This window comes from Vibrio sp. TRT 21S02, assembly GCF_050113675.1.
Taxonomy (GTDB): domain Bacteria; phylum Pseudomonadota; class Gammaproteobacteria; order Enterobacterales; family Vibrionaceae; genus Vibrio.
In genome coordinates, this window is record NZ_JBNJOI010000007.1 from 22,397 (window position 1) to 46,576 (window position 24,180).

Genomic DNA, 24,180 nt, shown 5'->3' on the forward strand with positions numbered 1-24,180 from the left:
TTTAAATAACGCTACAAAGTAGATTTTTATTCTATCAAACCTTTTTTTGTTGTAGTTTAATAAAGAAATTAATTCATTTTTGGGTTTTACACAATGCAAAATATCGGAATGTCGTCAAAACTCGACAATGTCTGCTATGACATCCGCGGACCAGTATTGAAACATGCTAAGCGCATGGAGGAAGAAGGGCATAATATACTGAAGCTAAATATAGGTAACCCTGCCCCATTTGGTTTTGACGCCCCTGATGAAATCTTGGTTGATGTCATCCGTAACCTCCCAACATCTCAAGGTTATGCGGATTCGAAAGGCCTTTATTCTGCGCGTAAAGCCGTTGTGCAATATTACCAACGTCGAGGTATCCGCTCTTTAGACGTGGAAGATGTTTACATCGGGAACGGAGCATCTGAGCTAATTGTGATGGCGATGCAAGCTCTGCTCAACAACGGTGATGAAATGCTGGTACCAGCACCAGATTACCCACTTTGGACTGCCTCAGTTTCGCTTTCTGGTGGTAACGCCGTTCATTACCTCTGTGATGAAGAATCTGACTGGTATCCCGATCTCGACGATATCAAAAAGAAAATCACACCGAAAACGCGTGGCATCGTCTTGATCAACCCAAATAACCCAACGGGTGCGGTATATAGCCGTGACTTCTTATTGGAAGTGATCGAAATTGCTCGCCAACATAAGTTGATCATTTTTGCAGATGAGATTTACGACAAGGTTCTGTACGACGGTGCGACCCACACTTCTGTCGCTAGCCTTACAGACGATGTACTCGTCGTCACATTCAACGGCCTATCTAAAGCCTATCGCGTTTGTGGTTTTCGCAGCGGCTGGATGTTCCTAACCGGACCAAAACATTTGGCCCAAGGTTATATTTCTGGCTTAGAAATGCTGGCATCCATGCGTTTGTGTGCCAATGTTCCGATGCAGCATGCAGTGCAAACGGCACTGGGTGGTTACCAAAGCATTAATGAATTGATCTTGCCTGGTGGTCGCTTACTTGAACAACGCGATCGTGCTTGGGAGCTGGTAAATCAGATTCCGGGGATCTCTTGCGTCAAGCCCAAAGGGGCAATGTATCTATTTCCTAAAATTGATACCAAGATGTACAACATCAAAGATGACCAAAAAATGGTCCTCGATTTCTTGATTCAAGAAAAAGTACTGCTGGTACAAGGCACTGGCTTCAACTGGCCAAAGCCGGATCACTTCCGTATTGTGACATTGCCTCATGTTGAGGATCTCGAAATGGCGATTGGTCGCTTTGAGCGCTTCTTGTCAACTTATCGCCAGTAGTATTCAGATTCGATCTCTCATATGCTAAAAGGATACTCTTTGGAGTATCCTTTTTCGTTTAGAAGGGAGTCAAACGATGTCCGAACCCACACTGAAAGAAAGCCATTTTTTTGCCCACCTTGCTCGTATGAAGCTTATCCAGCGCTGGCCCCTTATGCGCTCAGTTTCCAGTGAAAATATCTCTGAACACAGCCTGCAAGTTGCATTTGTTGCTCACGCTCTGGCACTCATTAAAAACAAAAAATTTGGTGGTAATCTGAACCCGGAACGAATTGCCATTTTAGGCATGTACCACGACACCAGTGAAGTCTTGACGGGCGACCTTCCCACTCCAGTAAAGTATTACAGTCCTGAGATCGCCAAAGAATACAAAAAAATCGAAGCTGCAGCGGAAAAAAAACTACTTGGTATGCTGCCTGATGAATTCAAAGATGATTTCGCACCCTTTCTGCTCAGCCATCAAGCAAATAGTGAAGACGCTGCAATAGTGAAACAAGCTGACACCATTTGTGCATACCTAAAATGCCTAGAAGAGCTCAGCGCTGGGAACCACGAATATGCACTGGCCAAAAAGCGCCTTGATATTTCGCTGAAAGAACGTGAAACAGAAGAAATGCTCTATTTTCTTAATGTCTTTGCACCAAGTTTTGAATTATCACTAGACGAAATCAGCTAACAGGTTGTACCGTAAAGAAAAAGAGTCAGGAGATGATTCATGACGTTTAATATCAGTGCACGTTGGCAAGAAAGACACGATGACGAACATAAAATTCGTCGTGATGACCACCGCAGTCCATATCAGCGCGATCGTGCCCGTATTCTGCACTCGGCGGCTTTTCGTCGTTTACAAGCAAAAACCCAAGTACATGGTAAAAGTGTCGATGATTTCCACCGCACTCGGCTCACTCATTCATTAGAGGCGGCACAACTCGGTACAGGCATTGTGGCACAACTGAAAAAGAAACAGCCTGAGTTCCGTGATTTGCTCCCGAGTGATAGCCTGATTGATTCCCTGTGCTTAGCTCACGATATCGGCCACCCTGCTTATGGCCATGGTGGTGAAGTAGCGCTCAATTACATGATGCGCGACCACGGCGGCTTTGAAGGCAATGCACAGACTTTCCGTATCGTCACCAAACTTGAACCTTACACCGAGCATTTCGGTATGAACCTCGCTCGCAGAACTTTACTTGGGCTAATCAAATACCCCGCCTTGCTTAGCCAAGTTTGTGCTTCCCAACAACCTGAACCAGCCCTCCATCAGCGCAAACTTAAAGCAAAAGATTGGATGCCTGCCAAAGGAATCTACGACTGTGACAGTGCGTTGTTTGAATGGGTTCTTGCCCCGCTTTCAGACAGTGACAAAGACGCGTTTAGTCAGATGCGAGAAGAAACGCTCCCCGTAACTCAACACCATAAAACACGTTATAAATCTCTCGATTGTTCAATTATGGAGCTTGCGGACGATATTGCTTACGGCGTGCATGATCTCGAAGACGCAATTGTGCTTGGCCTTGTCACTCGCAATCAATGGCAAGAAGTCGCAGCTTGTGCTCTGGCAGAATGTGGCGACCCTTGGTTCGAAGCGCATATTGATTCTGTCGGCGATATGCTCTTTTCTGATACGCACTATCAACGAAAAGACGCCATCGGAGGCATGGTCAATGCGTTATTAACCAGTATCTCTATCAAACCGGTTGAAGCCGCTTTTCATTCTGAGTTACTCGCCTTTAATGCCTTTCTTGAGCCGACCATGGCAAAAGCGCTAGAGATACTGAAACACTTTGTTAGTCACTATGTCATCCAGATCCCACAGGTTCAAATGGTGGAATACAAAGGCCAGCAAATTATCATGGATATCTTTGAAGCACTCAGTGCCGATCCTGAACGTCTGCTACCTGAGCAGCCACGCCAGCGTTGGCAAAGCAGTAGTGATGAAACGCATGGCCTGCGAGTGATCTCTGACCACATTTCATCCATGACTGACGGTCACGCTCAAAGACTGCATCAGCAGCTGTTTTCATCTCATGGATACTAGGGTCTGTTGAACTTATCGATAAGAGTGGTTCATGCCACTCTTTTTCCAATCGACATTTTGACAAAACTCTTATCAACCGACTGCTCGTCTCGTGTTAGTTTATTGCGCAGAAATACCGTCATTCGATCTCGCTCTATGAACTTAAAACACTTAATACTGCTTCCATTTCCCTTACTTTCTGTCGCTTGCTCTGCCGTTCCAACGGCTTCAGAGCCAACCAGTCACGTAGAAACTAAACATGCAGCAGAACCAATGTTTACTCAATTACAGCCAATTGAGATAAGTGAAAGTGTGGATACAGTCAAAACACTTGAGAAAGAGCAGCCACAAACGGAAATGATCGATTATGCACGGCGCTTTTTGGGTACTCAGTACATCTACGGCGGCAGCACGCCGAAAGGATTCGATTGCTCCGGGTACATCCAATACGTCTATCGAAAGTTTGATATCAACATACCTCGCACAACGGCGGCCTACCCGAGCTTGTATGCCAATAAGGTGTCGTTAGAAGATGCAAAAGTTGGGGATTTAATTGTATTTACCGGTACCAACCCTAACATTCGAAAACCGGGTCATGCTGGCATTATTACCGAAATTGGCGATGGAAAGCTCAGCTTCATTCATAGCTCGTCTTCCAAAAAGCACTTTGGCGTCACTGAAACCAATTACTACAAGAGTGGCTATCCTAGACGCTTCCTCACTGTGGTAAGTATGTAAGCTCTGCCTAGTTTTTCTGATAATTGCGTTCAAAAACACCAGCGGGCATCTGTTGGATTTGGTATTCGATCATCTGATCAAAAACATGTAGAAGCGGTGTAAAATCTTGCTCAGGTTGTAACAAACTTAAAATATGGAAACCCGCTTCCACGGTAGAAAGTGCGTTATCACTCGGTGCTTTTCGAATACGGTAATTCCCTGCAAGGTTACTCGGCAACTTGAGCAATGGTAAAGCATGAAGATTGGTTGATAGCTGCCACATCTTGTATGCTTTTTTCCACGTCCCATCAAGTAAGATAACCCGTAAAACTGCCTTTTCATCCGTGTGACTAAAACCCTCATTCACTTCAATCGCATTCTCTCCCGGATACAACACAAAGTGCTGCATATCCGCTTGATTTAGCAATGCATTTAGCTCAGCATGTTGACTAAAGTCTTCTCCAACAAAGCAATGGCTATTTGGCAGAGATAAGGTCAGTATTCGAGCGGTACCCATCGGTCGTTTCGTTTCACTCGGATGCTGTAAAATAATCAGCTCTACATTCGATGGTAAGCTTTTTATCCATTGGCAAATACAGGCTTTGTGTGGTTTTCCACACTGAGTACAATATCGAGACATAAAGTGAATTTGTATCTTCTGTTATCCGTTATCAGCTTAATTTGTTTAGGCTTACAGTTCGAGCCATTGGCTACATTGAGTGAATGGAATCGTCACGCTCTAAACCAAGGAGAGTGGTGGCGCATCCTAACAGGAAATTTCACCCACACCAACTTTCCGCACCTTGGAATGAATCTCGCGGGGCTTTGGGTCATCAGCTATATTTTCAAACCTTCAACGAAAGCGCTGTTGTTTGCCTTATTCACCACCAGCCTTGGTGTCGGCTTTGCCATTTTTCTATCCAATATGAACATCTACGTTGGATTATCTGGTGTACTGCATGGGCTGTTTGGCTATTTTGCCATTCAAGAGGTGATTCAAGGACGCAAAAGCAGTTGGTTGCTTCTCATTGGTCTTGCGGCAAAAGTATTATGGGAACAGTTTGCTGGCCCGTCCGCCTCCACGGCCGCATTAATTGAGGCGAGAGTTGCGGTTGAAGCTCATCTTGCTGGCGCTGTCACTGGGGTATTATTTGCATTAATAGAAAAACGCCTGTCACTACTGGACAGGCGTTAGTCGTAACGCGATTAAACGATAGGTCGTTGACCGCGACTGATTAGTTTCATCAGTACGTTATCAGCGGCCTCACCAGCAACACCGGCTAGCTTGTCAGCCAATTTCTTCTTCGCAACGTAATGAATCGCCAATACGGTTTTGTCTTTACACGCTTCTACAACGATGTCGTCCGATGTTTTGATTTCATCCACAAGACCAAGTTCATGTGCTTGGGTACCAAACCAATGCTCACCCGTTGCAACTTTATCTAGTTCCAACTCAGGACGACGCTCACGAATAAAGTCTTTAAATAAACCATGCGTCTCTTCCAGTTCTTGTTTGAACTTCTCACGAGCTTTGTCTGTGTTCTCACCAAACATAGTTAAAGTACGTTTGTATTCGCCAGCCGTCAGTTGTTCAAACTCAATATCATGTTTTTTCAGTAACTTGTTAAAGTTTGGCAACTGAGCAATCACACCAATTGAGCCAACAATAGCAAACGGTGCAGACACAATTTTATCGGCGATACACGCCATCATATAACCGCCACTCGCAGCAACTTTATCAACGGCAATCGTCAAAGGCAGGCCAGCCGCTTTAATGCGGTCAAGCTGAGAAGAAGCCAAACCATAACCATGGACCATACCACCACCAGACTCAAGGCGAAGCAATACTTCATCCCCTTCTCGTGCCACAGCTAAAATCGCCGTCACTTCTTCACGCAGCGCGGCAACTTCTTTTGCATCAATACTGCCATTGAAATCGAGAACGAACAGGTGTGGTTCACGCTTACTGTCCAAGGCACCTTCTTTTGAAGCTTGCTTGATCTCTTTTTCGCGAGCCTTATTTTTTTCTTTCTCGCTTTTCTTTTCTGCTTTATCTCGCGCTTTAATAAAGGCTTCATCATGAAGGTGATGTTCTAATTGCTCGACTGTCTGTTTATGCGCTTCCGTCAGGTTGGTGATTTCCAATTCACCTTTCGCACCACCGCTTTTTCCGCTAACCGCTTTGGCAATCACCAAAATCGCTACAAGCGCGACCACGACGGTCACAATCTTGGCCAAAAACAGGCCATAGTCCAATAAAAATTCCAACGTCTTTATCCCCAAATGAACGAATTGGTGTATTGTAACCACCTTGCCATAAATACTTAAAGTAGAACATAACGATAAGGACACAAACTGTGGAGTATTCAGTTTCTGAACAAGCCCTAAAGGACAAAGTAATCTTAGTCACTGGTGCAGGTGACGGTATCGGCAAACAGGCAGCATTGTCATATGCACAACATGGGGCAACCGTTATTCTTCTTGGCCGCACAGTGAAAAAGCTGGAACAAACCTACGATGAAATTGAAGCGGCTGGTTACCCACAAGCAGCAATCATCCCACTGGATATGAAAGGGGCAACCAAACAGAATTACCTCGATATGGTCGATACCATCGAAGGACAGTTTGGCCGCTTAGATGGCGTGTTACACAATGCCAGCTTACTTGGTGTGATCAGCCCATTTGATCAAATTGGCGAAGACACTTATGACGATGTCATGCAGGTCAACGTTAAAGCTCAGTTTATGATGACTCAAGCGGTGTTGCCTTTATTGAAAAAATCAGACGACGCTCGCCTTGTGTTCACCTCTTCAACGGTTGGTCATGACGGCCGTGCTTTTTGGGGCACGTACGCTATGTCTAAATTTGCAACCGAAGGCATGATGCAAGTTCTGGCAGATGAACTGAGCGACTCCAGCGTACGTGTTAATGCAATTAATCCAGGTGGCACCCGTACGGGAATGCGTGCTAAAGCCTACCCAGCAGAAGATGCTGAGTTGTTGAAAACACCACTGGATATCATGCCACTTTACCTTTATTTGATGGCACCAGAAGGCCGTGACGTACATGGCCAGTGCATTGATGCTCAGCCAAAGAAATAACTAAAAAGATTTTCCGTTTATTCAACGCCTTGCTTTTTTGCGAGGCGTTTTTGTATTTATTCCTCTCTTTTCCTCTTGCCGCTTCTTTATAATGAATTATACTGTATAAATATACAGGTATTTTGTTATGTACGAATTGATTGAGCATCTGAAAAATAAACAGTGGGTTTGGCAAGGGTCATACCATCAAACCACGCAAGAATTCTTCTCCACTGGCTTTCGTCTGTTGGATGAAAAATTACAAGGTGGTTTTCCTAAACAAGGTGTTGTTGAGGTGGACTCCCCTTCAGGCATTGGTGAACTACGCTTGCTCATGCCACACCTTCGCCAGAATCAACAACAACGATTGAGTGTATTTATTCAGCCGCCAGGTTATCTTTGCGCTGAACAACTCGAAAGCGAAGGGCTCGATCGTAACCACATTCTCTTTATCAACCCAAAAACCGAACGTGAAGCGTTATGGGCAGCAGAACAGTGCCTAAAAAGCGGAGCCTGTGACAATGTATTGCTGTGGCATTCAGAGCTTGAGGTGCATCAGGCGCGTAGACTTCAGGTTGCTAGTGAGACTGGGCGCTGCTTACAGTTTCTATTCAAAGCTCAGCGCAAGCATGTGTTTTCACTTCCCGTAAGTTTAAGCCTTCGATTACAACCCCATGAACAGGGACTCGAGATCAGTATCACCAAGCGGCGTGGTGGTTGGCCACACAGCAGCTTTATTTTAGATATGAGTGAGCGCTGGCCTTCGCTGTCATTACAGCGCAAAACGCCCGTCGTTATTCCTTTTCCCATGCAAAAACAAGGCTAAACATGCAACTCTGGTTATATTTATATTTTCCGGCGTTGCAGTTGGACGCCTTATTTTCTGACCAAACTCAATCCCCTTTAGTCATTGTGGATGGTCGAGCGCATCACGTGGTTCAAGCAAACCCAAACGCACTGGATCAAGGCATAAAAATAGGCATGGGCCTCGGCAGCGCTGCGGCAATGTGCCATTCCCTGCAAGTCCATCCTTATGATGAAAAAGTGGAAGCACAAACCTTAACGGACATCGCTCAATGGCTCTATCTGGTGACCTCTGACATCGTACTCATACCACCACAGGGGATCTTGTTAAAAGTGACGGATATGCTGTCTCTTTATGGTGGCCTAATGAAATATTGGGATACCCTCTCTCAGCACCTGAATACCTTGCAGGTACGCTATCATTTTGCATGCGGTTTTTCCCCCTATTCTGCAATTTTGCTCGCGAAAGGACAGCAAGATTTCCTCTCTGAAGATAAGCAGCAGCTACTTGAACGCATACAGCCGTTCCCACTGGCTGTCACTGAGTTAACGATAAAACAAGTAGAGAAACTATCCCGAGTAGGCATCCAAACACTTGCTGATTTACTGGCGCTACCGTTACAGGAAGTCGCGCGACGTTTTGATATTGATCTTGTCAATTACCTTGGTCGCTTAATGGGCCAATTTAAACATCCGGTGACGTACTATCATCCTCCTGAACATTTTCAAAGTTATCTAGCGCTGCTGTTCGATATCGAGAATATTCAGTGGCTAGAGAAGCCACTTACTCTTTTATTGAATAAGCTGGAACATTTTCTCAACCTGCGTAATCAAGTCGCTTACGAGCTCTCTTTGCAGCTACATCAGAGAGATGGCCAATCAAACCAGATAACCTTCACCTCCGCGTGTGGTGATTATCAAGCAAGTCGTTGGATGACCTTATGCCAACTCACACTTGAATCCGTGCAACTCGAAGCGCCTGTTCAAGGGTTAACGCTCAAAATTGAGCGTAGCGGCGAACTTGAGGCCAACGCACAAGATTTATTTTGTGGTCATCAAGGGCAACAAAGTGAGCTAGAACTCATTGCATTGTTGCAAGCCAAATTAGGTAAGGAGCAAGTACGAAAAATTGCACGAACCGATGATCCTAGACCAGAAAAAGCCACTGTATTGTGTGCTCCAACTCATACCCCGCCTCAAATACGCCGTGTAACGCGGTTACGGCCGAGCCTTATGTTGCCAGAACCAGAGTCGTTAACAGAAAAAGTCACCTTAATACAAGGACCAGAGCGACTAGTGACCGGTTGGTGGGATGGCGATAGTGTTATTCGTGATTACTTTGTTGCTCGAAGCCAGCAAGGCCGGTGGCTATGGGTATTCCGCGATCAAGACAAACATTGGTTTCTTCATGGTCAATTCAGTTAAGGAGCCTAAGTAGTGAATTATGCCGAGCTGTTTTGCCAAACTAATTTCTCATTTCTTACTGGTGCTTCCCATGCAGAGGAGCTGATCTTACAAGCGGATTTTCTGCGTTATCACTCACTGGCGATCACCGATGAATGCTCTGTCGCAGGAGTTGTCCGTGCTTACAGCGCCATTAAACAACATCAATTAGGGATTAAGCTGATTGTCGGCAGCATGTTTTGGCTCAATCAAGAATGCCAAGTGGTTCTCCTCTGCCCTAACAGGCAAGCCTATGCAGAGCTGTGTCGGATCATCACCAATGCAAGACGGCGCTCTGAGAAAGGGCAATACCAGCTATCTGAATGGGATCTCATGTCCATCAGACACTGCTTCATAATCTGGCTTCCCAGTCATAAAGAAGATGACCTCAAGTGGGGCCAATGGCTCGGTCAACATCATCACTCCCGGCTGTGGCTTGGTGTACAGCGTCACCTCAAAGATAGCGACCAAACCTACCTTCATCATTGCCAAACGTTGGCCAGCGAATTGCACCTTCCTATTACGGCTTGTGGTGGTGTATTAATGCATACGGCCAATCGGTTACCCTTACAACATGTCTTAACCGCTATTCAGCAAGGCAGTAGCGTCGAGAAAGTGGGTGCTCATTTAATCTCTAATGCAGAGCATGCACTACGCAGTAAAGAAAAACTCCACCGCCTGTTCAAACCGCAATGGTTAGAAGAGAGCGTACGTATTGCCACCCGTTGTGAGTTTGACCTAGGCTCACTACGTTATGAATACCCTAGTGAACTGATCCCTGATGGGGAAACGCCAATCAGCCACCTAATCAATCTGGTTAATCAAGGGAAAAGGCAACGTTTTCCCAAAGGTGTACCAGAATCGATCCAGCACACTATTGATAAAGAATTGGCTCTGATAGAAGAGCTCAACTATCCATTTTATTTTCTCACCATTCACGACATTGTGATGTTCGCTAAGCGTAATGGCATTTTGTATCAAGGCCGGGGGTCTGCAGCTAATTCTGTCGTATGCTATTGCCTCGAGATAACTTCAGTCGACCCAAGGCAGATTTCTGTACTGTTCGAACGCTTTATCAGTAAAGAGCGAGATGAGCCACCCGATATCGATGTCGACTTCGAACACGAGCGACGTGAAGAAGTCATTCAATACATTTATCAGAAATATGGCCGTGAGCGTGCCGCGCTCGCGGCGACTGTGATTTCTTACCGTTTTAAAAGTGCGATTCGTGATGTAGGGAAAGCACTGGGAATCGAACAAACACAGCTGGACTACTTTATAAAAAATGTTAATCGACGCGATCGATCCCAAGGCTGGCAAGCGCAAATTGTTGAACTTGGCTTACAGCCAGATTCATTAAAAGGCGAACAATTTATCCAATTAGTGAATGAAATTATGGGATTCCCACGCCACCTTTCACAACACGTTGGGGGCTTTGTGATTTCATCAGGCCCGCTATACGAACTGGTGCCTGTTGAGAATGCATCGATGCAAGATCGTACCGTCATTCAATGGGATAAAGATGACTTAGAAAGCCTTGGCCTACTCAAAGTAGACGTGTTGGCTCTGGGTATGCTCACCGCTATACGTAAATGCTTTGGCCTTATCAAGCAATATCACCACAGAGAACTTTCCATTGCAGCGATCACCGCCCAGCAAGATGACCCAAATGTGTACGCAATGATCCAAAAAGCAGACACCATTGGTGTGTTTCAAATTGAGTCACGTGCTCAAATGAGCATGCTGCCAAGGCTAAAGCCAAACAGCTATTATGATTTAGTCATCCAAATTGCCATCGTCCGTCCGGGGCCAATTCAAGGCGATATGGTTCATCCTTTTCTTAAAAGACGTAATGGCGAAGAGCCTGTGACCTACCCATCTGAAGACGTGCGAGACGTACTGTCGCGAACGATGGGAGTGCCTATTTTTCAAGAACAAGTGATCAAATTAGCCATGGTAGCTGCTGGTTTTAGTGGCGGAGAAGCCGACCAACTTCGCCGAGCCATGGCAGCATGGAAGAAAAGCGGCAGTGTTTTTAAATTTAAAAACAAGCTGATTGATGGCATGAAAGAACGCGGTTATGAACAGCAATTTGCAGAACGTATTTTTGACCAAATCTGCGGTTTCGGAGAGTACGGTTTTCCAGAAAGCCACTCGGCCTCATTCGCGGTGCTGGCTTATTGCTCGGCGTGGCTAAAATATTATTACCCAGAAGCGTTTTATACTTCTCTCCTTAATAGTTTGCCCATGGGATTTTATAGCGCTTCTCAGTTGGTTCAGGATGCCAAGCGACACGGTCTTAACATTTTGCCTTGTTGTGTGAACCAATCAGATTTCCACCATCAAGTAGTAAGAATGGGTGACCAACTAGCCATTCGGCTTGGCCTGAGACAAATTAAAGGATTCAGTGAGCACAGTTTTCATCAACTCTGGAAAGCCAAGCCTTCACAAGGTTACCAACACCCTTCTCAGCTTAAACACATTGGTTTAAGCCAGCGCGATATTGAGTTATTGGCTTCAGCCAATGCCATGCAGGTTTTTGCTAATAACCGTTACCAAACACGGTGGGCGATGATGGATTCTGTGTCTGATCTTCCTCTTTTCCAAGGCGTTGAAGAAGAGAGCACCACACACTTGTATCAACCCAGTCCGGTACAGACATTGGTCGAAGATTACGCAGCAACAGGGCTATCACTCAACGCCCACCCTATTACTTTACTTGAACAAGCAAGGCGACTACCCAAATTTACCCGAATGAAAGAGCTATTGGCAAAACCACATAAATCTTTGGTCACTGTCGCGGGGGTTGTCACTGGTAAACAATCACCCGGCACAGCAGCAGGCGTCACTTTTTTCACCTTAGAAGATGACAGTGGCAACATTAATGTCGTCGTTTGGGGCGCGACAGCCCGAGCACAAAAACAAGCGTATCTCACCGCAAAAATTCTAGTCGTAAAAGGAATTTTGGAGCGAGAAGGTGAAGTAACCCATGTTATCGCAGGTAGGTTGATGGATGTGACGGATCATTTAACGGGATTGAAGACAAAATCACGAGATTTCCACTAACTGAGAAAAGAAAAAGGGAGCATTGCTCCCTTTCGTTATTATTGATTTATTTTAACGATTTAACACCTCACGCAAGCGATCTTGCGCCACTTGCACCAACAAATCAGGCTGGAATTTAGAAATAAACCTGTCACATCCCACCTTCTTCACCATCGCATCGTTAAAACTTCCGCTAAGAGAAGTATTGAGCGTAATGTGCATGTCTTTCATTCGCGGATCATTACGGATTTCATAGGTTAATTTATAACCATCCATCTCTGGCATCTCTGCATCAGTGATCATTAACAGCAGTTCTTCTGTGACTTTCTTGCCCTCATCACACCAAGTTTTAAGTAAATTCAATGCTTCTAACCCATCTCGGCATTCGATAATGTTAAGGCCGAGCTGAGATAACGTCCCTTTAACTTGCGCTCTCGCAGTCGATGAATCATCCACAATGAGTACATTGCGTCCAGCCATCTGAGAGACTAAATCATGGTCAAGCACACCTTCAGAAATCGACACATCGTAATCGATGATCTGAGCAAGCACTTTCTCAACATCAATGATTTCAACGATTTTCTTCTCGTCACCTTCTTTAAGTTGAGTGATTGCCGTAAGGTAGTTTGCACGACCAGCTGTCTTTGGTGGCGGCTGAATTTCAGTCCATGCGGTATTGACGATATTACGGACCTGGCCAACCAAAAAGCCTTGAACCGTTCGGTTATATTCTGTGATGATCAGGTTTTCTTCCGTTTCTTCTAGGCGTGAAGCTGGAAAACCAATGGCACTACGTAGATCAATGACAGGAACTGAAACGCCACGAAGTGATGCTACTCCCGTAATATGATGATGAGAGCCTGGCATTTTAGTAAGCGGGGGAACTTTTATCACCTCTCTCACCTTAAACACATTAATGGCGAAGATCTGACGACTGTTCAGGCTAAACAGTAATAGCTCTAGGCGATTCTCACCCACCAGATTGGTACGCTGGTCTACTGTATTTAATACTCCGGACATAAGGCTTCCCGAAAAACTTATTTATATCAAAAATAGTCTATAGCGAGTCACTAAGACAAAAATAAACCCATATAACCTTAAAGTTATATGGGTCGTTTGTAAAAAGAAACCTTAGTTGCAGAAATAAAAGTGTTAACCTTCAATCACTTTCATTAGCAATAAGCCATCAAATAAAGCTTGTTTGATCAACGCTGCCCCCGGCATTGTTGCTTGTTTATAAAAGCGGGACTCAACCAACTCCAAATCCTGATAGTAAACAGGTAGGCTTTGCTCTTCGATGCACTTTCTGATCTCAGGATATAAAACATCTTTCGCTTGATTGATAACACCACCAATCAACACTTTTTCTGGGTTAAACAAGTTCACTACAATCGCAATAGCAGAGCCAAGGTAGCGCCCTAGCTTTTCAATAACATCCACAGCAAGCGCATCACCGTTAGCGGCGGCTTCACAAATGTCTTCAACAGACACTTCTTCAATATCAGCTAAGATAGAGGCTTCACCACCAGCAATTCGTTCGCTCACTTCATTACGAATGGCTTGTGAGCTAGCCACTGTTTCAAGACAGCCATAATTACCGCAATGGCATTTTTTACCCTTCGGGTCGATTTGGATATGGCCTAACTCACCGATATTGCCATGTCGCCCCTGTAACACACGCCCATCAAGTACAATCCCGGCGCCAAGCCCATGATGGATAGAGATCAAAACAGAGTTTTCGTTGTTTTGAGAGTGACCAAACAGCTTTTCAGCCAGTGCCCATGCTCGAGTATCATTAGCAATAAAAACTGGCAAACCGGTTGCTTTAAAGATTTCAGGCCCTAAAGCTAAGTTTTCCACATTGTAATGAGGCATCTGGAGCACAATACCTTGCTCGGAATTGACTAGACCAGGCAATGTAATAGCGATACTTGTTACCCGATCAAGCTGATCAGAATACGTTTGGAAAAATTCTTCGATTTCATGCAGAAGACGTTGAAGTACATCTTCTTGATCAATTTCATGAATATCTATTTTGGTGTCGATCAGTACATCGCCACCCAATTCATGGAGTGCAATGGTTAAGTAACCACGCCCAAGGCGCATGGAAAGAAATTGCCAACCTTCATTATTTACTTGTAGGCCAACAGCAGGACGACCACGACTGGTTGCTTCCTGAACAGTCGTCTCATGGATAAGATGAGCTTCAATTAATTCACGCGTGATCTTAGTAATACTAGCGGGGGCAAGTTCACTTTCCTTCGACAAGTCGATACGGGAAATTGGACCTTTTTGATCAATGAGTTTATATACACGGCCAGCATTGACCTGCTTGATATGATCAATATGGCCAGGTTGAGCCATGTACATAGAGCACTCCGAATATCAATGACATGGTAATTTTTTTACTTTGCGAAGTAATTGTGAAGACCTTTGGTAGATTGCCGTGACAAGCATCACGCATAAACATGATTCTTTGCGTACTCAGTCAAATAGAGAACGATTAATCTCATAATCGATAGCATTTTTTTGCTCTGATAAATATCTACAATACAGGTATCAAATTCCGGTTATTTTTCTCTCAATTATCGAGGCCTTGCGTATACTTACTTCAGTGTCCTACCGATGGAGAAGCGCATGACTGCAATTCAAAGAAGAACGAAAATTGTCACTACTCTCGGTCCTTCTACAGATAAAGATGACGTATTAGAGTCCATTATTACTGCGGGTGCTAACGTCGTCAGAATGAACTTTTCACATGGCAGTGCTGAAGATCATAAGCTTCGAGCCACCAGAGTACGTAACATTGCGGCAAAATTAGGGACGCATATTGCGATATTGGGAGACTTACAAGGACCAAAAATTCGAGTCTCCACATTTAAAGATGGAAAAATCCACCTCAATGTAGGTGAAAAATTCACATTAGACAGTGAATTACCTGCCGGTGAAGGCCACCAGCAAGCCGTTGGCTTGGATTACAAAGAACTTCCTGATGACGTCTCCAAAGGCGATATTTTGTTACTTGATGACGGACGCGTACAGTTGGAAGTCGTCCAAGTTGAAGATTGCAAGGTTCATACAAAAGTTATCATTGGTGGCGCCTTGTCGAATAATAAGGGCATCAACAAAAAAGGCGGCGGTCTTTCTGCCGACGCTCTGACAGAGAAGGATAAAAAAGACATTCTTCTGGCCGCTGAAATTAAAGTGGACTACCTTGCTGTCTCATTTCCTCGTAATGGCGAAGACATGAAGTACGCTCGAAGACTTGCAAGAGATGCTGGCCTTGAAGCGAAACTGGTCGCCAAAGTGGAACGAGCTGAAACGGTAGAAAGCGAAGAAAACATCGACGATATTATTCTCGCCTCTGATGTTGTCATGGTCGCACGTGGTGATCTTGGAGTAGAAATTGGCGATCCGGAACTTGTCGGCGTGCAGAAACAATTAATTCGAAGAGCACGCAGCCTAAATCGAGCGGTCATCACTGCTACGCAAATGATGGAATCGATGATGGAAAACCCGATGCCAACCCGAGCAGAAGTCATGGATGTTGCCAATGCGGTACTCGATGGAACTGATGCAGTCATGTTATCTGGAGAGACTGCTGCCGGTAAGTACCCACTAGAAACAGTCCAATCGATGGCTAGTGTCTGTCTCGGCGCAGAAAAAATGGCGGCTATCAACCGTTCTAACTATCGGATGGATCATGTATTCGAGACAGGCGAAGAAACTATTGCTATGTCAACCATGTTTGCAGCGAATCACATGCGAGGCATCAAAGGGATCGTAACCTTGACTGAGTCAGGCAGAACAGCACTCATGACCTCACGTCTAAGTTCTGGGTTACCTATTTTCGCACTCTCCCGCAACGAGGGAACTCTAAACCGTAGCGCACTATATCGTGGAGTATTCCCCGTCTACTTTGACTCTAAAGGCGATGTAGGCCTTTCTACAGCACAAGCAGCAGTAGACCGACTCAAGCAGATTGGTTTTTTACATGAAGGAGATCTCGTGATTATCACACAGGGTGATGTGATGGACGTTGTCGGCTCCACGAACTGCATGCGTATTCTCTCGGCATAATCTATCCGCTTTCGAAAAAGAAAAAGCCAGTCATCTGACTGGCTTTTTACTTATGCTTAAATCGAAATTACTTCTTTGGTTTCTTACGCTTGTCAGTGATGTCCCATTTGCCATCAATGTACAATGCAGTCCAACCAGAAGGCTTGCCATCAATCTCTGAACGCACATAGTTTTCTTTAGACTTACGACTAAATCGAACCACAGTCGGGCGACCGTCTGGGTCATGAGTTGGTGCTTCCGCTAAATAATGGAACTTAGGAGATAAGCGCTCTTTAAAGCGAGCCAACTCTTCAACAAGTGGCGCACGTGTTTCACGAGATTTAGGGAAGTTGTGCGCTGCCATAAACAGGCCGGATGCCCCATCACGTAAAACAAAGTAAGCGTCTGAGTTTTCACACGGTAGTTCAGGGAAGTGAACTGGATCTTCTTTCGGAGGAGCCACTTCGCCATTTTTTAAGATCTTACGAGTGTTTTTACAATCGTCACTGGTACAGTCCATATACTTACCAAAGCGACCATTCTTAAGCACCATGTCACTGCCACATTTGTCACACTCGACAACCGGGCCATCGTAACCTTTAACCTTGTATTCACCGTGTTCCACAACAAAGCCATCACAGTTTGGGTTATTACCACAGACGTGAAGTTTGCGCTTGTCATCAATCAAGTACGCATCCATTGCTGTTTCGCAAATAGGACAACGTTTCTTCGCACGTAGAGCCGCCGTTTCAACATCTTCTTCTAGAACGTTGATAATGCCTTCTTCGTCACCTAAATTAATCGTTGTTTTACAACGCTCTTTCGGTGGCAATGCATAACCTGAACAGCCTAGGAAGACACCTGTTGAAGCAGTGCGAATCCCCATTTGACGTGAACATGTCGGACATTCGATGTCTGTCAGAACAATATGGTTCGGCTTCATGCCACCATGTTCTTCGTCTTGCTCTGCTTTCTCTAAATCACCAGTAAAGTCACTGAAGAAGTTATCTAACACCCCTTTCCAGTTCGCTTCACCTTCTGCAATTTGGTCAAGTTTTTCTTCCATACGAGATGTGAACTCATAGTTCATCAACTCGTTAAAGCTATCATCTAAACGGTCGGTAACAATTTCACCCATTTTTTCTGCGTAAAAGCGACGTTGTTCTACTTTGACGTAGCCACGATCTTGGATCGTTGAAATGATAGATGCGTAAGTAGAAGGACGACCAATTCCACGCTTCTCTAGCTCTTTAACCAAGGCGGCTTCTGTAAAGCGCGCTGGCGGCTTAGTGAAATGTTGCTTAGGATCAAGTGTTACCAAGTTCACTCGGTCGCCAACCTGAACAGCGGGAAGAATTTGGTCTTCGTTTTTGCCTAAAGGACGTTGAACACGAGTCCAACCATCAAATTTCAGGATACGGCCTTTTGCTTTCAGCGTGTATTCAGCGGCTTTTACACTCACGGTTGTTGAATCATATTTTGCCGGTGTCATCTGACAAGCCACAAATTGATTCCAAATTAATGCATACAGCTTGTGAGCGTCCGCTTCCATACCTTGAAGATCATCGGCTTTTACTGCGACATCTGAAGGTCGAATCGCTTCGTGCGCTTCCTGTGCGCCCTGTTTACTGCCGTAAACATTCGCTTTTTCAGGAAGATAAGCGTCACCATACTCAGTACCGATAAAGCTACGAGCCGCTTCCACCGCTTCTGCACTCAAGTTGGTTGAGTCGGTACGCATGTAAGTGATGTAACCCGCTTCATACAGACGCTGAGCAAGCATCATTGTTTTCTTAACACCGTAACCAAGGCGCGTACTTGCTGCTTGTTGCAGTGTCGATGTAATGAATGGTGCTGACGGTTTGCTCGATGTCGGACGATCTTCACGCTTGCAAACTTCGTAATCTGCTTTTTCCAAAACAGACATCGCCGCTTTTGCTTCAGCTTCATTTACTGGTTTGAAAGCTGTCCCATCTTTTTGGGCAACCAGCAAACGGAAATCAGATTTATCTTGAGTCTTGGTGTCAGCATGAATGTCCCAGAATTCTTCAGGAACAAACGCTTTGATGGCACGCTCACGCTCAACCAGCAACTTCACGGCTACAGACTGTACACGACCAGCAGACAAACCACGCGCTACTTTTTTCCAAAGTAACGGCGACACCATAAAGCCCACTACGCGGTCCATGAAACGTCGTGCTTGCTGAGCATTCACACCATCCATGCTTAACTCACCAGGCTTTTCAAATGCCTGTTGAATAGCGTTTTTGGTGATCTCGTTAAACACCACTCGTTTGTATCGCTCTTCATCGCCACCGATGATCTCACGAAGGTGCCAAGCGATAGCCTCTCCCTCGCGGTCTAAATCGGTTGCGAGATAAACGCTGTCTGCGTCTTTCGCGAGTTTTTGAAGCTCGGCAACCACTTTTTCTTTACCGGGCAGAATTTGATAGTTCGCTTCCCAACCATCGTATGGGTCAATACCCATCTTTTTGATCAGAGCTTTGCGATCTTTCTCTTTCTTAATACGTGCTTTTTCTTCTACGCTTAAGCCCTTAGTCGACACCGCTGCGGCCTTTTGGCCAGAACTTTGCCCTGCTGTAGGAAGATCACGCACGTGACCCACACTGGACTTAACGATAAAGTCTTTACCGAGATACTTATTGATGGTCTTCGCCTTCGCAGGAGACTCCACAATAACGAGTGACTTACCCATAACTGACTCAAATGCCCTCAATCACTGCCGATTATTTATAGAACGGCATACTTAAAATATTGCTTCTTTTTTTACTATTGAGCGAGATTCCCAGAAGATCAATATCTTTTTTGAAAATATCCTTTGATTGCTCGACAATTCAACGATGAGTGAATTATCAAAAGAGGCGCCATACTATACGGGCAGACCAAATCACCCTAATCGAAGCGATGATTTTCAGTCTTCGATCACAAAACCTTTGAATGAGTCCATCATATGGTAATTGATCTTTGCTCCCAGCACTCTACAATCGCAGCAGAAAACCATACTGGAGTACCCAAATGAGTGATAAAAAAGCCATCTCAGAATTTGATTTACTACTGATCGCAAACCAAATCATCCAAGAACATGATGATTATATTGAGGGCATGCGTGCAGATTCTGTCGAAGAAAAAGAAGGCGTTTTAGTATTCAAAGGAAACTACTTCCTTGATGACAACGGGCTGCCAACAATGAATACCACGGCAGTATTTAACATGTTCAAATACTTGGCTCATCACCTTTCAAAAGAATTTACGTTAGACAAATAAACCGCTAACGAATGATGCTTTCTTACAATAAGAAAGCAAAAAGTTCCAATAATAAAAAAGCCAGAGTCAAACTCTGGCTTTCAACAAAATTTAACGACTGAGAGACGCTAATTTCTCAAAATAGTCCGGAAAGGTCTTTGAGGTACATTTAGGGTCATTAATCGTGACGGGCGTGTCACTCAACGCCACAAGGGAAAAACACATAGCCATGCGATGGTCATCATAAGTATCAATTGCCGCGTGTTTTAACTGCTGCGGTGGAGTGATGACGATATAGTCTTCACCTTCTTCCACTTCGGCTCCCACTTTGCGAAGCTCTGTTGCCATCGCAGCTAAACGATCCGTTTCTTTGACGCGCCAATTATATACATTGCGAATTGCCGTTGTTCCCTTCGCAAATAGCGCTGCAGTGGCAATGGTCATCGCTGCATCGGGAATGTGGTTGAAATCCATATCAACAGCCGTTAGCTGTCCCACACGAGAGATAACGTAATCGTCTCCCCATTCAATTTCAGCCCCCATTTTTTCTAGCGCATCTGCAAATTGAATATCACCTTGAATACTTTTTTTGCCAATCCCAGTGACTTTAATTTCTCCACCTTTTATAGCTGCCGCAGCTAAAAAGTATGAGGCAGATGATGCATCGCCTTCAACTAAAAAGTCTCCTGGAGCTACGTATGATTGGCCTGCACGAATAACAAATTCTTGATAGTTTCGGTTTTCAACTTCCACGCCAAACTGAGCCATGATATGCAATGTGATATCAATGTATGGTTTGGAAACCAGTTCGCCTTCAATCTTAATCGTCACGTCATCTTGAGCAAGAGGTGCCGACATTAGAAATGCGGTCAAAAATTGGCTCGAAATCGACCCGTCAATAGAAACGACGCCCCCTTTCAAGCCAGTACCGGTAATTTTTAATGGTGGATAGTCGTCATTCTCAAGATATGTAACTTCAGCACCAGCTTGGCGCAGCGCGGTTACCAAATGCCCAATTGGGCGCTCTTTCATGCGAGGTTCACCCGTCAGGACATATTCGCCTTCACCCAAGCATAAGGCTGCCGCAAGTGGGCGCATCGCTGTTCCCGCATTCCCGAGAAATAACTCCGTTGCTTGTGACACCGAAAATGGCTGGCCTAATCCCTCAACTTCGCACACAGTTTTATCTTCAGACAAACGGTAGCTCACACCCAATTTAGTGAGTGCGTTCAGCATATGACGAATATCGTCACTATCGAGCAAATTAGTAAGACGAGTTGTCCCTTTTGCAAGCGCCGCTAGAAGCAACGCTCGGTTAGAAACACTTTTTGAACCCGGTAAATTAACTTCACCGTTAACTTTATTGATAGGTTGTAACGTAAGGCTTTCCATTACAGTTGTTATTCCTTGACTCGCTTTGGCATCCTACTAAAGCGATGAAAAATTCTTCGTACTTGCAGCCTATCTAAAAAGCTCTGTTAAAACCAGAGTAAATCGTGGATAAAAACGCGATTTTTATCGCCCTTTCAGTGAGAGCGGTATAATTCCGTATTTCTAGTACTCCTTATCAACCCTCACGCCATCATTAAAATACAAAACTCTCACCCGGTCCCCACGTGAGAACAGCATGGAACTATCGACATCTTGAATAATGTCGATTAGTTTCCCTTTTTCAGTTTTGACCAACAATTCTACTAATTGATATTCAACTCGGTAGCGGTTATTTACTTGATTTCTTGCAATCCCCGCTCCAGCAACAGCTCCAACTGCTGTCGCAACCTCTTTGCCGGTACCATCACCAAACTGATGACCAATTACGCCACCAACTACAGCCCCCAGTAATGTCGTCCATCCATTCCCTTTGGACTCAATGATTTCTTGTTGAGTAATGTAGCGAACCGAATCTATTTTACCAAAAACCACCTCATTAACCGGTCTTGCTTGATTTCGTTGATAGCTTGCGTTGGCAAACAGCGGAAAAATCAATAAGATCCACAACCACTTTTTCATAATGCTCTAAACTCTCTTAATAAATGGCGATTTATTTAACCGAACTAGACTGCGATAATTTATGGTTTCCGTCACCTTTTGAAGCATTGGCAGATCCCAATGGTCTCTTAGCTTTTGGCGGCGATCTCAAACCCGAGCGCATTCTAGCTGGCTATCAACAAGGAATCTTCCCTTGGTACGGACCAGGGGAACCCATCCTGTGGTGGAGCCCCTCTCCACGTGCAGTCTTTGATCCTAAGACATTTAAAGCGGCAAAAAGTCTCAAAAAGTTTCAACGAAAGCATAAATATCGCGTCAGTATCAATCATGCTACTGAGCAAGTAATTGAGCTTTGTGCAAAGACTCGCACCGAAAGCGAAACGTGGCTAAATGAAGAAATGCGCACCAGCTATAATGCCTTAGCTAACGCAGGGCACTGTCACTCCGTTGAGGTCTGGCTCGACAAAACTCTGATTGGTGGCTTGTATGGTATCTCTGTTGGTCAGCTTTTTTGCGGTGAGTCGATGTTTAGTTTGGAAACCAACGCGTCAAAGATCGCCTTATGGTATTTTTGCCATCATTTTCAACAACATGGTGGTCAGCTTATTGACTGCCAAGTGATGAACGATCATTTAGCCTCTCTAGGAGCTTATCAACTGGAACGCGAAGAGTTTATGAAAAGCCTGCTATCCTTTAAACAAAATAAATTAAAAGAACATTGCTACACATCTCAGTGGTTGGAATCGCCATTAGAGGAACGCCAATGAATCCGGAATTGCAGCAAATCCGAATTGGTTTAACTGATAGCCATCCTTGCAGTTATCTAAAGGAGCAACAAGAGCGGGTAGCCGTGGCGTTAGATTCGGCAATGCACTGCGCCTCAAGCTATGAAGTGCTGCTGGCCAATGGTTTTCGTCGTAGTGGAGACACCGTTTACAAACCGCACTGTACCCACTGCAACGCATGCAATGCTTTGCGAGTAGCAGTGCCTGAATTTTTTCCTTCCAAGAGCCAAAAGCGGCTATTAAACAAGGCTTCTCACCTCAGCTGGCGATTGAAAGAGACAATGGATGAGAATTGGTTTGCGCTGTACTCGCGCTATATCGAAGCGCGCCATCGTGATGGGTCGATGCACCCACCTAAAGAGAAAGAGTTTGCGCAGTTTGCTATGTGTTCGTGGTTGAATACGCAGTTCCTCCACATCTATGAAGATGACACGCTTATCGCCATTGCAGTGACCGATATTCTTTCTAACAGCGTGAGCGCTTTCTACACATTTTTCGATCCTGACTATGCCTTATCTATCGGTACTCTGGGCGTCTTATTTCAGCTTGAATATTGTCGTCAACAAGGCAAGCAATGGCTGTATCTTGGTTACCAAATTGATGAATGCTCCGCGATGAATTACAAAGTCCGTTTTAACCGACATCAAAGGCTAGTAAATCAGCGTTGGCAAGGGTAGAATACGCCCCAACTTTACATAATTCATTTTTAAGGGCATTATACGCCGCTTAAAAACGCCCATTTTTTAAAAGAGGATTAAATGGCTAAAGAAGACGTAATTGAGATGCAAGGTACTGTCCTTGATACTCTACCAAACACCATGTTTCGCGTTGAACTTGAAAACGGTCACGTAGTTACAGCTCACATCTCAGGTAAGATGCGTAAAAACTACATCCGCATCCTGACTGGCGACAAAGTAACGGTAGAAATGACTCCATACGACCTATCTAAGGGCCGCATCGTCTTCCGTGCTCGTTAATCTCTGATTGCGAATACTAAAAAACGGAGCATGATGCTCCGTTTTTTTGTTGCCGTCAGTCACTGTAAAGGCGCCGATACTACGGCCCCTCTTTTTACTTACCTAATGCTTCTTTGTAGTGCTGTCGGCATACTGATACATAACGATCGTTCCCACCAATAGCGACTTGATCACCTTCTTTAATCGCATTTCCATGTTCATCAGTACGAATCACCATGTTCGCTTTGCGTCCACAATGGCAAATGGTTTTAAGCTCTACCAACTTATCAGCCCAAGAAAGCAGGTACTTACTTCCTTCAAACAACTCCCCTAAAAAGTCAGTACGTAAGCCGTAACACAGTACAGGGATACCAAGCTTATCAACCACTTCTGTCAACTGATAAACCTGCTCTTTAGATAAGAACTGGCATTCATCAATCAATATACAGTGACGCTTTTCTACCTCATTTAACGCTGCAATTTCTTGGTGGAGGTTAGTGTCTGGCCTAAAAAGCTGAGCATCTGACTGAAGACCAATACGCGAACTCACTTTACCAATACCATAACGGTCATCTAAAGCTGCGGTGAAAATAACTGGCGTCATGCCACGTTCTTGGTAGTTAAAAGAAGATTGTAAAAGAGTGGTGGATTTACCCGCATTCATTGCGGAGTAATAGAAGTACATCTGGGCCACTGATTGTTACCTATAACGA

General features: G+C 44.7%; 22 protein-coding genes. 14 read left to right on the top strand and 8 right to left on the bottom strand.

The window, feature by feature from the left end; genetic code table 11:
- Positions 1-93 precede the first annotated feature (93 nt).
- The 4 genes from ACQEXU_RS11205 to ACQEXU_RS11220 all read left to right on the top strand — a co-directional run bounded on the left by ACQEXU_RS11205 (position 94) and on the right by ACQEXU_RS11220 (position 4,063).
- The gene (locus ACQEXU_RS11205; RefSeq protein WP_367988659.1) at positions 94-1,308 is read left to right on the top strand and encodes a pyridoxal phosphate-dependent aminotransferase; all 1,215 of its coding nucleotides are present in this window, start codon (positions 94-96) and stop codon (positions 1,306-1,308) included.
- Positions 1,309-1,384: 76 nt separating this feature from the next.
- Positions 1,385-1,984: a 5'-deoxynucleotidase gene (yfbR, locus tag ACQEXU_RS11210; protein WP_367988658.1), complete on the top strand. Its 600-nt coding sequence runs from the start codon at positions 1,385-1,387 to the stop codon at positions 1,982-1,984.
- A 39-nt stretch (positions 1,985-2,023) separates the two neighbouring features.
- Positions 2,024-3,346 (top strand): anti-phage deoxyguanosine triphosphatase, encoded by a 1,323-nt coding sequence (locus ACQEXU_RS11215; RefSeq protein ID WP_427010886.1) that lies wholly within the window; start codon positions 2,024-2,026, stop codon positions 3,344-3,346.
- A 135-nt stretch (positions 3,347-3,481) separates the two neighbouring features.
- A complete protein-coding gene (locus ACQEXU_RS11220) occupies positions 3,482-4,063 on the top strand; it encodes a C40 family peptidase (RefSeq protein WP_427010887.1) in 582 nt (193 codons plus the stop codon).
- Positions 4,064-4,070: 7 nt separating this feature from the next.
- Here the strand turns inward: ACQEXU_RS11220 and ACQEXU_RS11225 are convergent, their stop codons facing one another.
- Positions 4,071-4,682, bottom strand: a complete 612-nt coding sequence (locus ACQEXU_RS11225) for a tRNA-uridine aminocarboxypropyltransferase (protein WP_427010888.1) — start codon at positions 4,680-4,682, stop codon at positions 4,071-4,073.
- 3 nt (positions 4,683-4,685) lie between these two features.
- On the opposite strand from ACQEXU_RS11225, the gene rrtA reads away from it, so the two are divergent.
- The gene (gene rrtA / locus ACQEXU_RS11230; RefSeq protein WP_367988651.1) at positions 4,686-5,237 is read left to right on the top strand and encodes a rhombosortase; all 552 of its coding nucleotides are present in this window, start codon (positions 4,686-4,688) and stop codon (positions 5,235-5,237) included.
- An 11-nt stretch (positions 5,238-5,248) separates the two neighbouring features.
- Here rrtA and sohB read toward each other — a convergent pair whose 3' ends face one another.
- On the bottom strand, positions 5,249-6,310 hold the full coding sequence (gene sohB / locus ACQEXU_RS11235) for a protease SohB (protein ID WP_427010889.1): 1,062 nt from the start codon (positions 6,308-6,310) through the stop codon (positions 5,249-5,251).
- A gap of 89 nt (positions 6,311-6,399) precedes the next feature.
- On the opposite strand from sohB, the gene ACQEXU_RS11240 reads away from it, so the two are divergent.
- The 4 genes from ACQEXU_RS11240 to ACQEXU_RS11255 all read left to right on the top strand — a co-directional run bounded on the left by ACQEXU_RS11240 (position 6,400) and on the right by ACQEXU_RS11255 (position 12,435).
- Positions 6,400-7,143: a YciK family oxidoreductase gene (locus tag ACQEXU_RS11240; protein ID WP_427010890.1), complete on the top strand. Its 744-nt coding sequence runs from the start codon at positions 6,400-6,402 to the stop codon at positions 7,141-7,143.
- Between the two features lie 127 nt (positions 7,144-7,270).
- The gene (gene imuA / locus ACQEXU_RS11245; RefSeq protein WP_427010891.1) at positions 7,271-7,948 is read left to right on the top strand and encodes a translesion DNA synthesis-associated protein ImuA; all 678 of its coding nucleotides are present in this window, start codon (positions 7,271-7,273) and stop codon (positions 7,946-7,948) included.
- A 2-nt stretch (positions 7,949-7,950) separates the two neighbouring features.
- Positions 7,951-9,351 (top strand): Y-family DNA polymerase, encoded by a 1,401-nt coding sequence (locus ACQEXU_RS11250; RefSeq protein ID WP_427010892.1) that lies wholly within the window; start codon positions 7,951-7,953, stop codon positions 9,349-9,351.
- A gap of 12 nt (positions 9,352-9,363) precedes the next feature.
- Positions 9,364-12,435 (top strand): error-prone DNA polymerase, encoded by a 3,072-nt coding sequence (locus ACQEXU_RS11255; RefSeq protein ID WP_427010893.1) that lies wholly within the window; start codon positions 9,364-9,366, stop codon positions 12,433-12,435.
- A gap of 51 nt (positions 12,436-12,486) precedes the next feature.
- Here the strand turns inward: ACQEXU_RS11255 and ACQEXU_RS11260 are convergent, their stop codons facing one another.
- Together ACQEXU_RS11260 and mlc are read right to left on the bottom strand one after the other, a co-directional pair.
- On the bottom strand, positions 12,487-13,434 hold the full coding sequence (locus ACQEXU_RS11260; protein WP_367988645.1) for a chemotaxis protein CheV: 948 nt from the start codon (positions 13,432-13,434) through the stop codon (positions 12,487-12,489).
- 132 nt (positions 13,435-13,566) lie between these two features.
- On the bottom strand, positions 13,567-14,784 hold the full coding sequence (gene mlc / locus ACQEXU_RS11265) for a sugar metabolism global transcriptional regulator Mlc (RefSeq protein WP_367988644.1): 1,218 nt from the start codon (positions 14,782-14,784) through the stop codon (positions 13,567-13,569).
- Positions 14,785-15,051: 267 nt separating this feature from the next.
- Between mlc and pyk the strand changes: the two genes are divergently transcribed.
- Entirely contained in the window at positions 15,052-16,494 is a 1,443-nt protein-coding gene (gene pyk / locus ACQEXU_RS11270; RefSeq protein WP_427010894.1) for a pyruvate kinase, read from the top strand.
- A 67-nt stretch (positions 16,495-16,561) separates the two neighbouring features.
- Here the strand turns inward: pyk and topA are convergent, their stop codons facing one another.
- Positions 16,562-19,189, bottom strand: coding sequence for a type I DNA topoisomerase (topA, locus tag ACQEXU_RS11275; protein ID WP_427010895.1), 2,628 nt, complete (start codon positions 19,187-19,189; stop codon positions 16,562-16,564).
- A 320-nt stretch (positions 19,190-19,509) separates the two neighbouring features.
- Here topA and ACQEXU_RS11280 point away from each other — a divergent pair, with 320 nt between their 5' ends.
- A complete protein-coding gene (locus ACQEXU_RS11280) occupies positions 19,510-19,758 on the top strand; it encodes a YciN family protein (protein WP_367988641.1) in 249 nt (82 codons plus the stop codon).
- Between the two features lie 90 nt (positions 19,759-19,848).
- Here the strand turns inward: ACQEXU_RS11280 and aroA are convergent, their stop codons facing one another.
- Positions 19,849-21,129 (bottom strand): 3-phosphoshikimate 1-carboxyvinyltransferase, encoded by a 1,281-nt coding sequence (aroA, locus tag ACQEXU_RS11285; protein WP_427010896.1) that lies wholly within the window; start codon positions 21,127-21,129, stop codon positions 19,849-19,851.
- 162 nt (positions 21,130-21,291) lie between these two features.
- Positions 21,292-21,747: a glycine zipper 2TM domain-containing protein gene (locus ACQEXU_RS11290; RefSeq protein ID WP_427010897.1), complete on the bottom strand. Its 456-nt coding sequence runs from the start codon at positions 21,745-21,747 to the stop codon at positions 21,292-21,294.
- 23 nt (positions 21,748-21,770) lie between these two features.
- On the opposite strand from ACQEXU_RS11290, the gene aat reads away from it, so the two are divergent.
- The 3 genes from aat (at position 21,771) to infA (ending at position 23,488) form a co-directional block, all read left to right on the top strand.
- Positions 21,771-22,493 (top strand): leucyl/phenylalanyl-tRNA--protein transferase, encoded by a 723-nt coding sequence (gene aat, locus ACQEXU_RS11295; RefSeq protein WP_427010898.1) that lies wholly within the window; start codon positions 21,771-21,773, stop codon positions 22,491-22,493.
- Entirely contained in the window at positions 22,490-23,188 is a 699-nt protein-coding gene (locus ACQEXU_RS11300; protein ID WP_427010899.1) for an arginyltransferase, read from the top strand. The genes aat and ACQEXU_RS11300 overlap by 4 nt, the downstream gene beginning before the upstream one ends.
- An 81-nt stretch (positions 23,189-23,269) precedes the next feature.
- Entirely contained in the window at positions 23,270-23,488 is a 219-nt protein-coding gene (gene infA, locus ACQEXU_RS11305; protein WP_001040192.1) for a translation initiation factor IF-1, read from the top strand.
- A gap of 94 nt (positions 23,489-23,582) precedes the next feature.
- Here infA and ACQEXU_RS11310 read toward each other — a convergent pair whose 3' ends face one another.
- On the bottom strand, positions 23,583-24,161 hold the full coding sequence (locus ACQEXU_RS11310; protein ID WP_427010900.1) for a thymidine kinase: 579 nt from the start codon (positions 24,159-24,161) through the stop codon (positions 23,583-23,585).
- Positions 24,162-24,180: the final 19 nt, after the last annotated feature.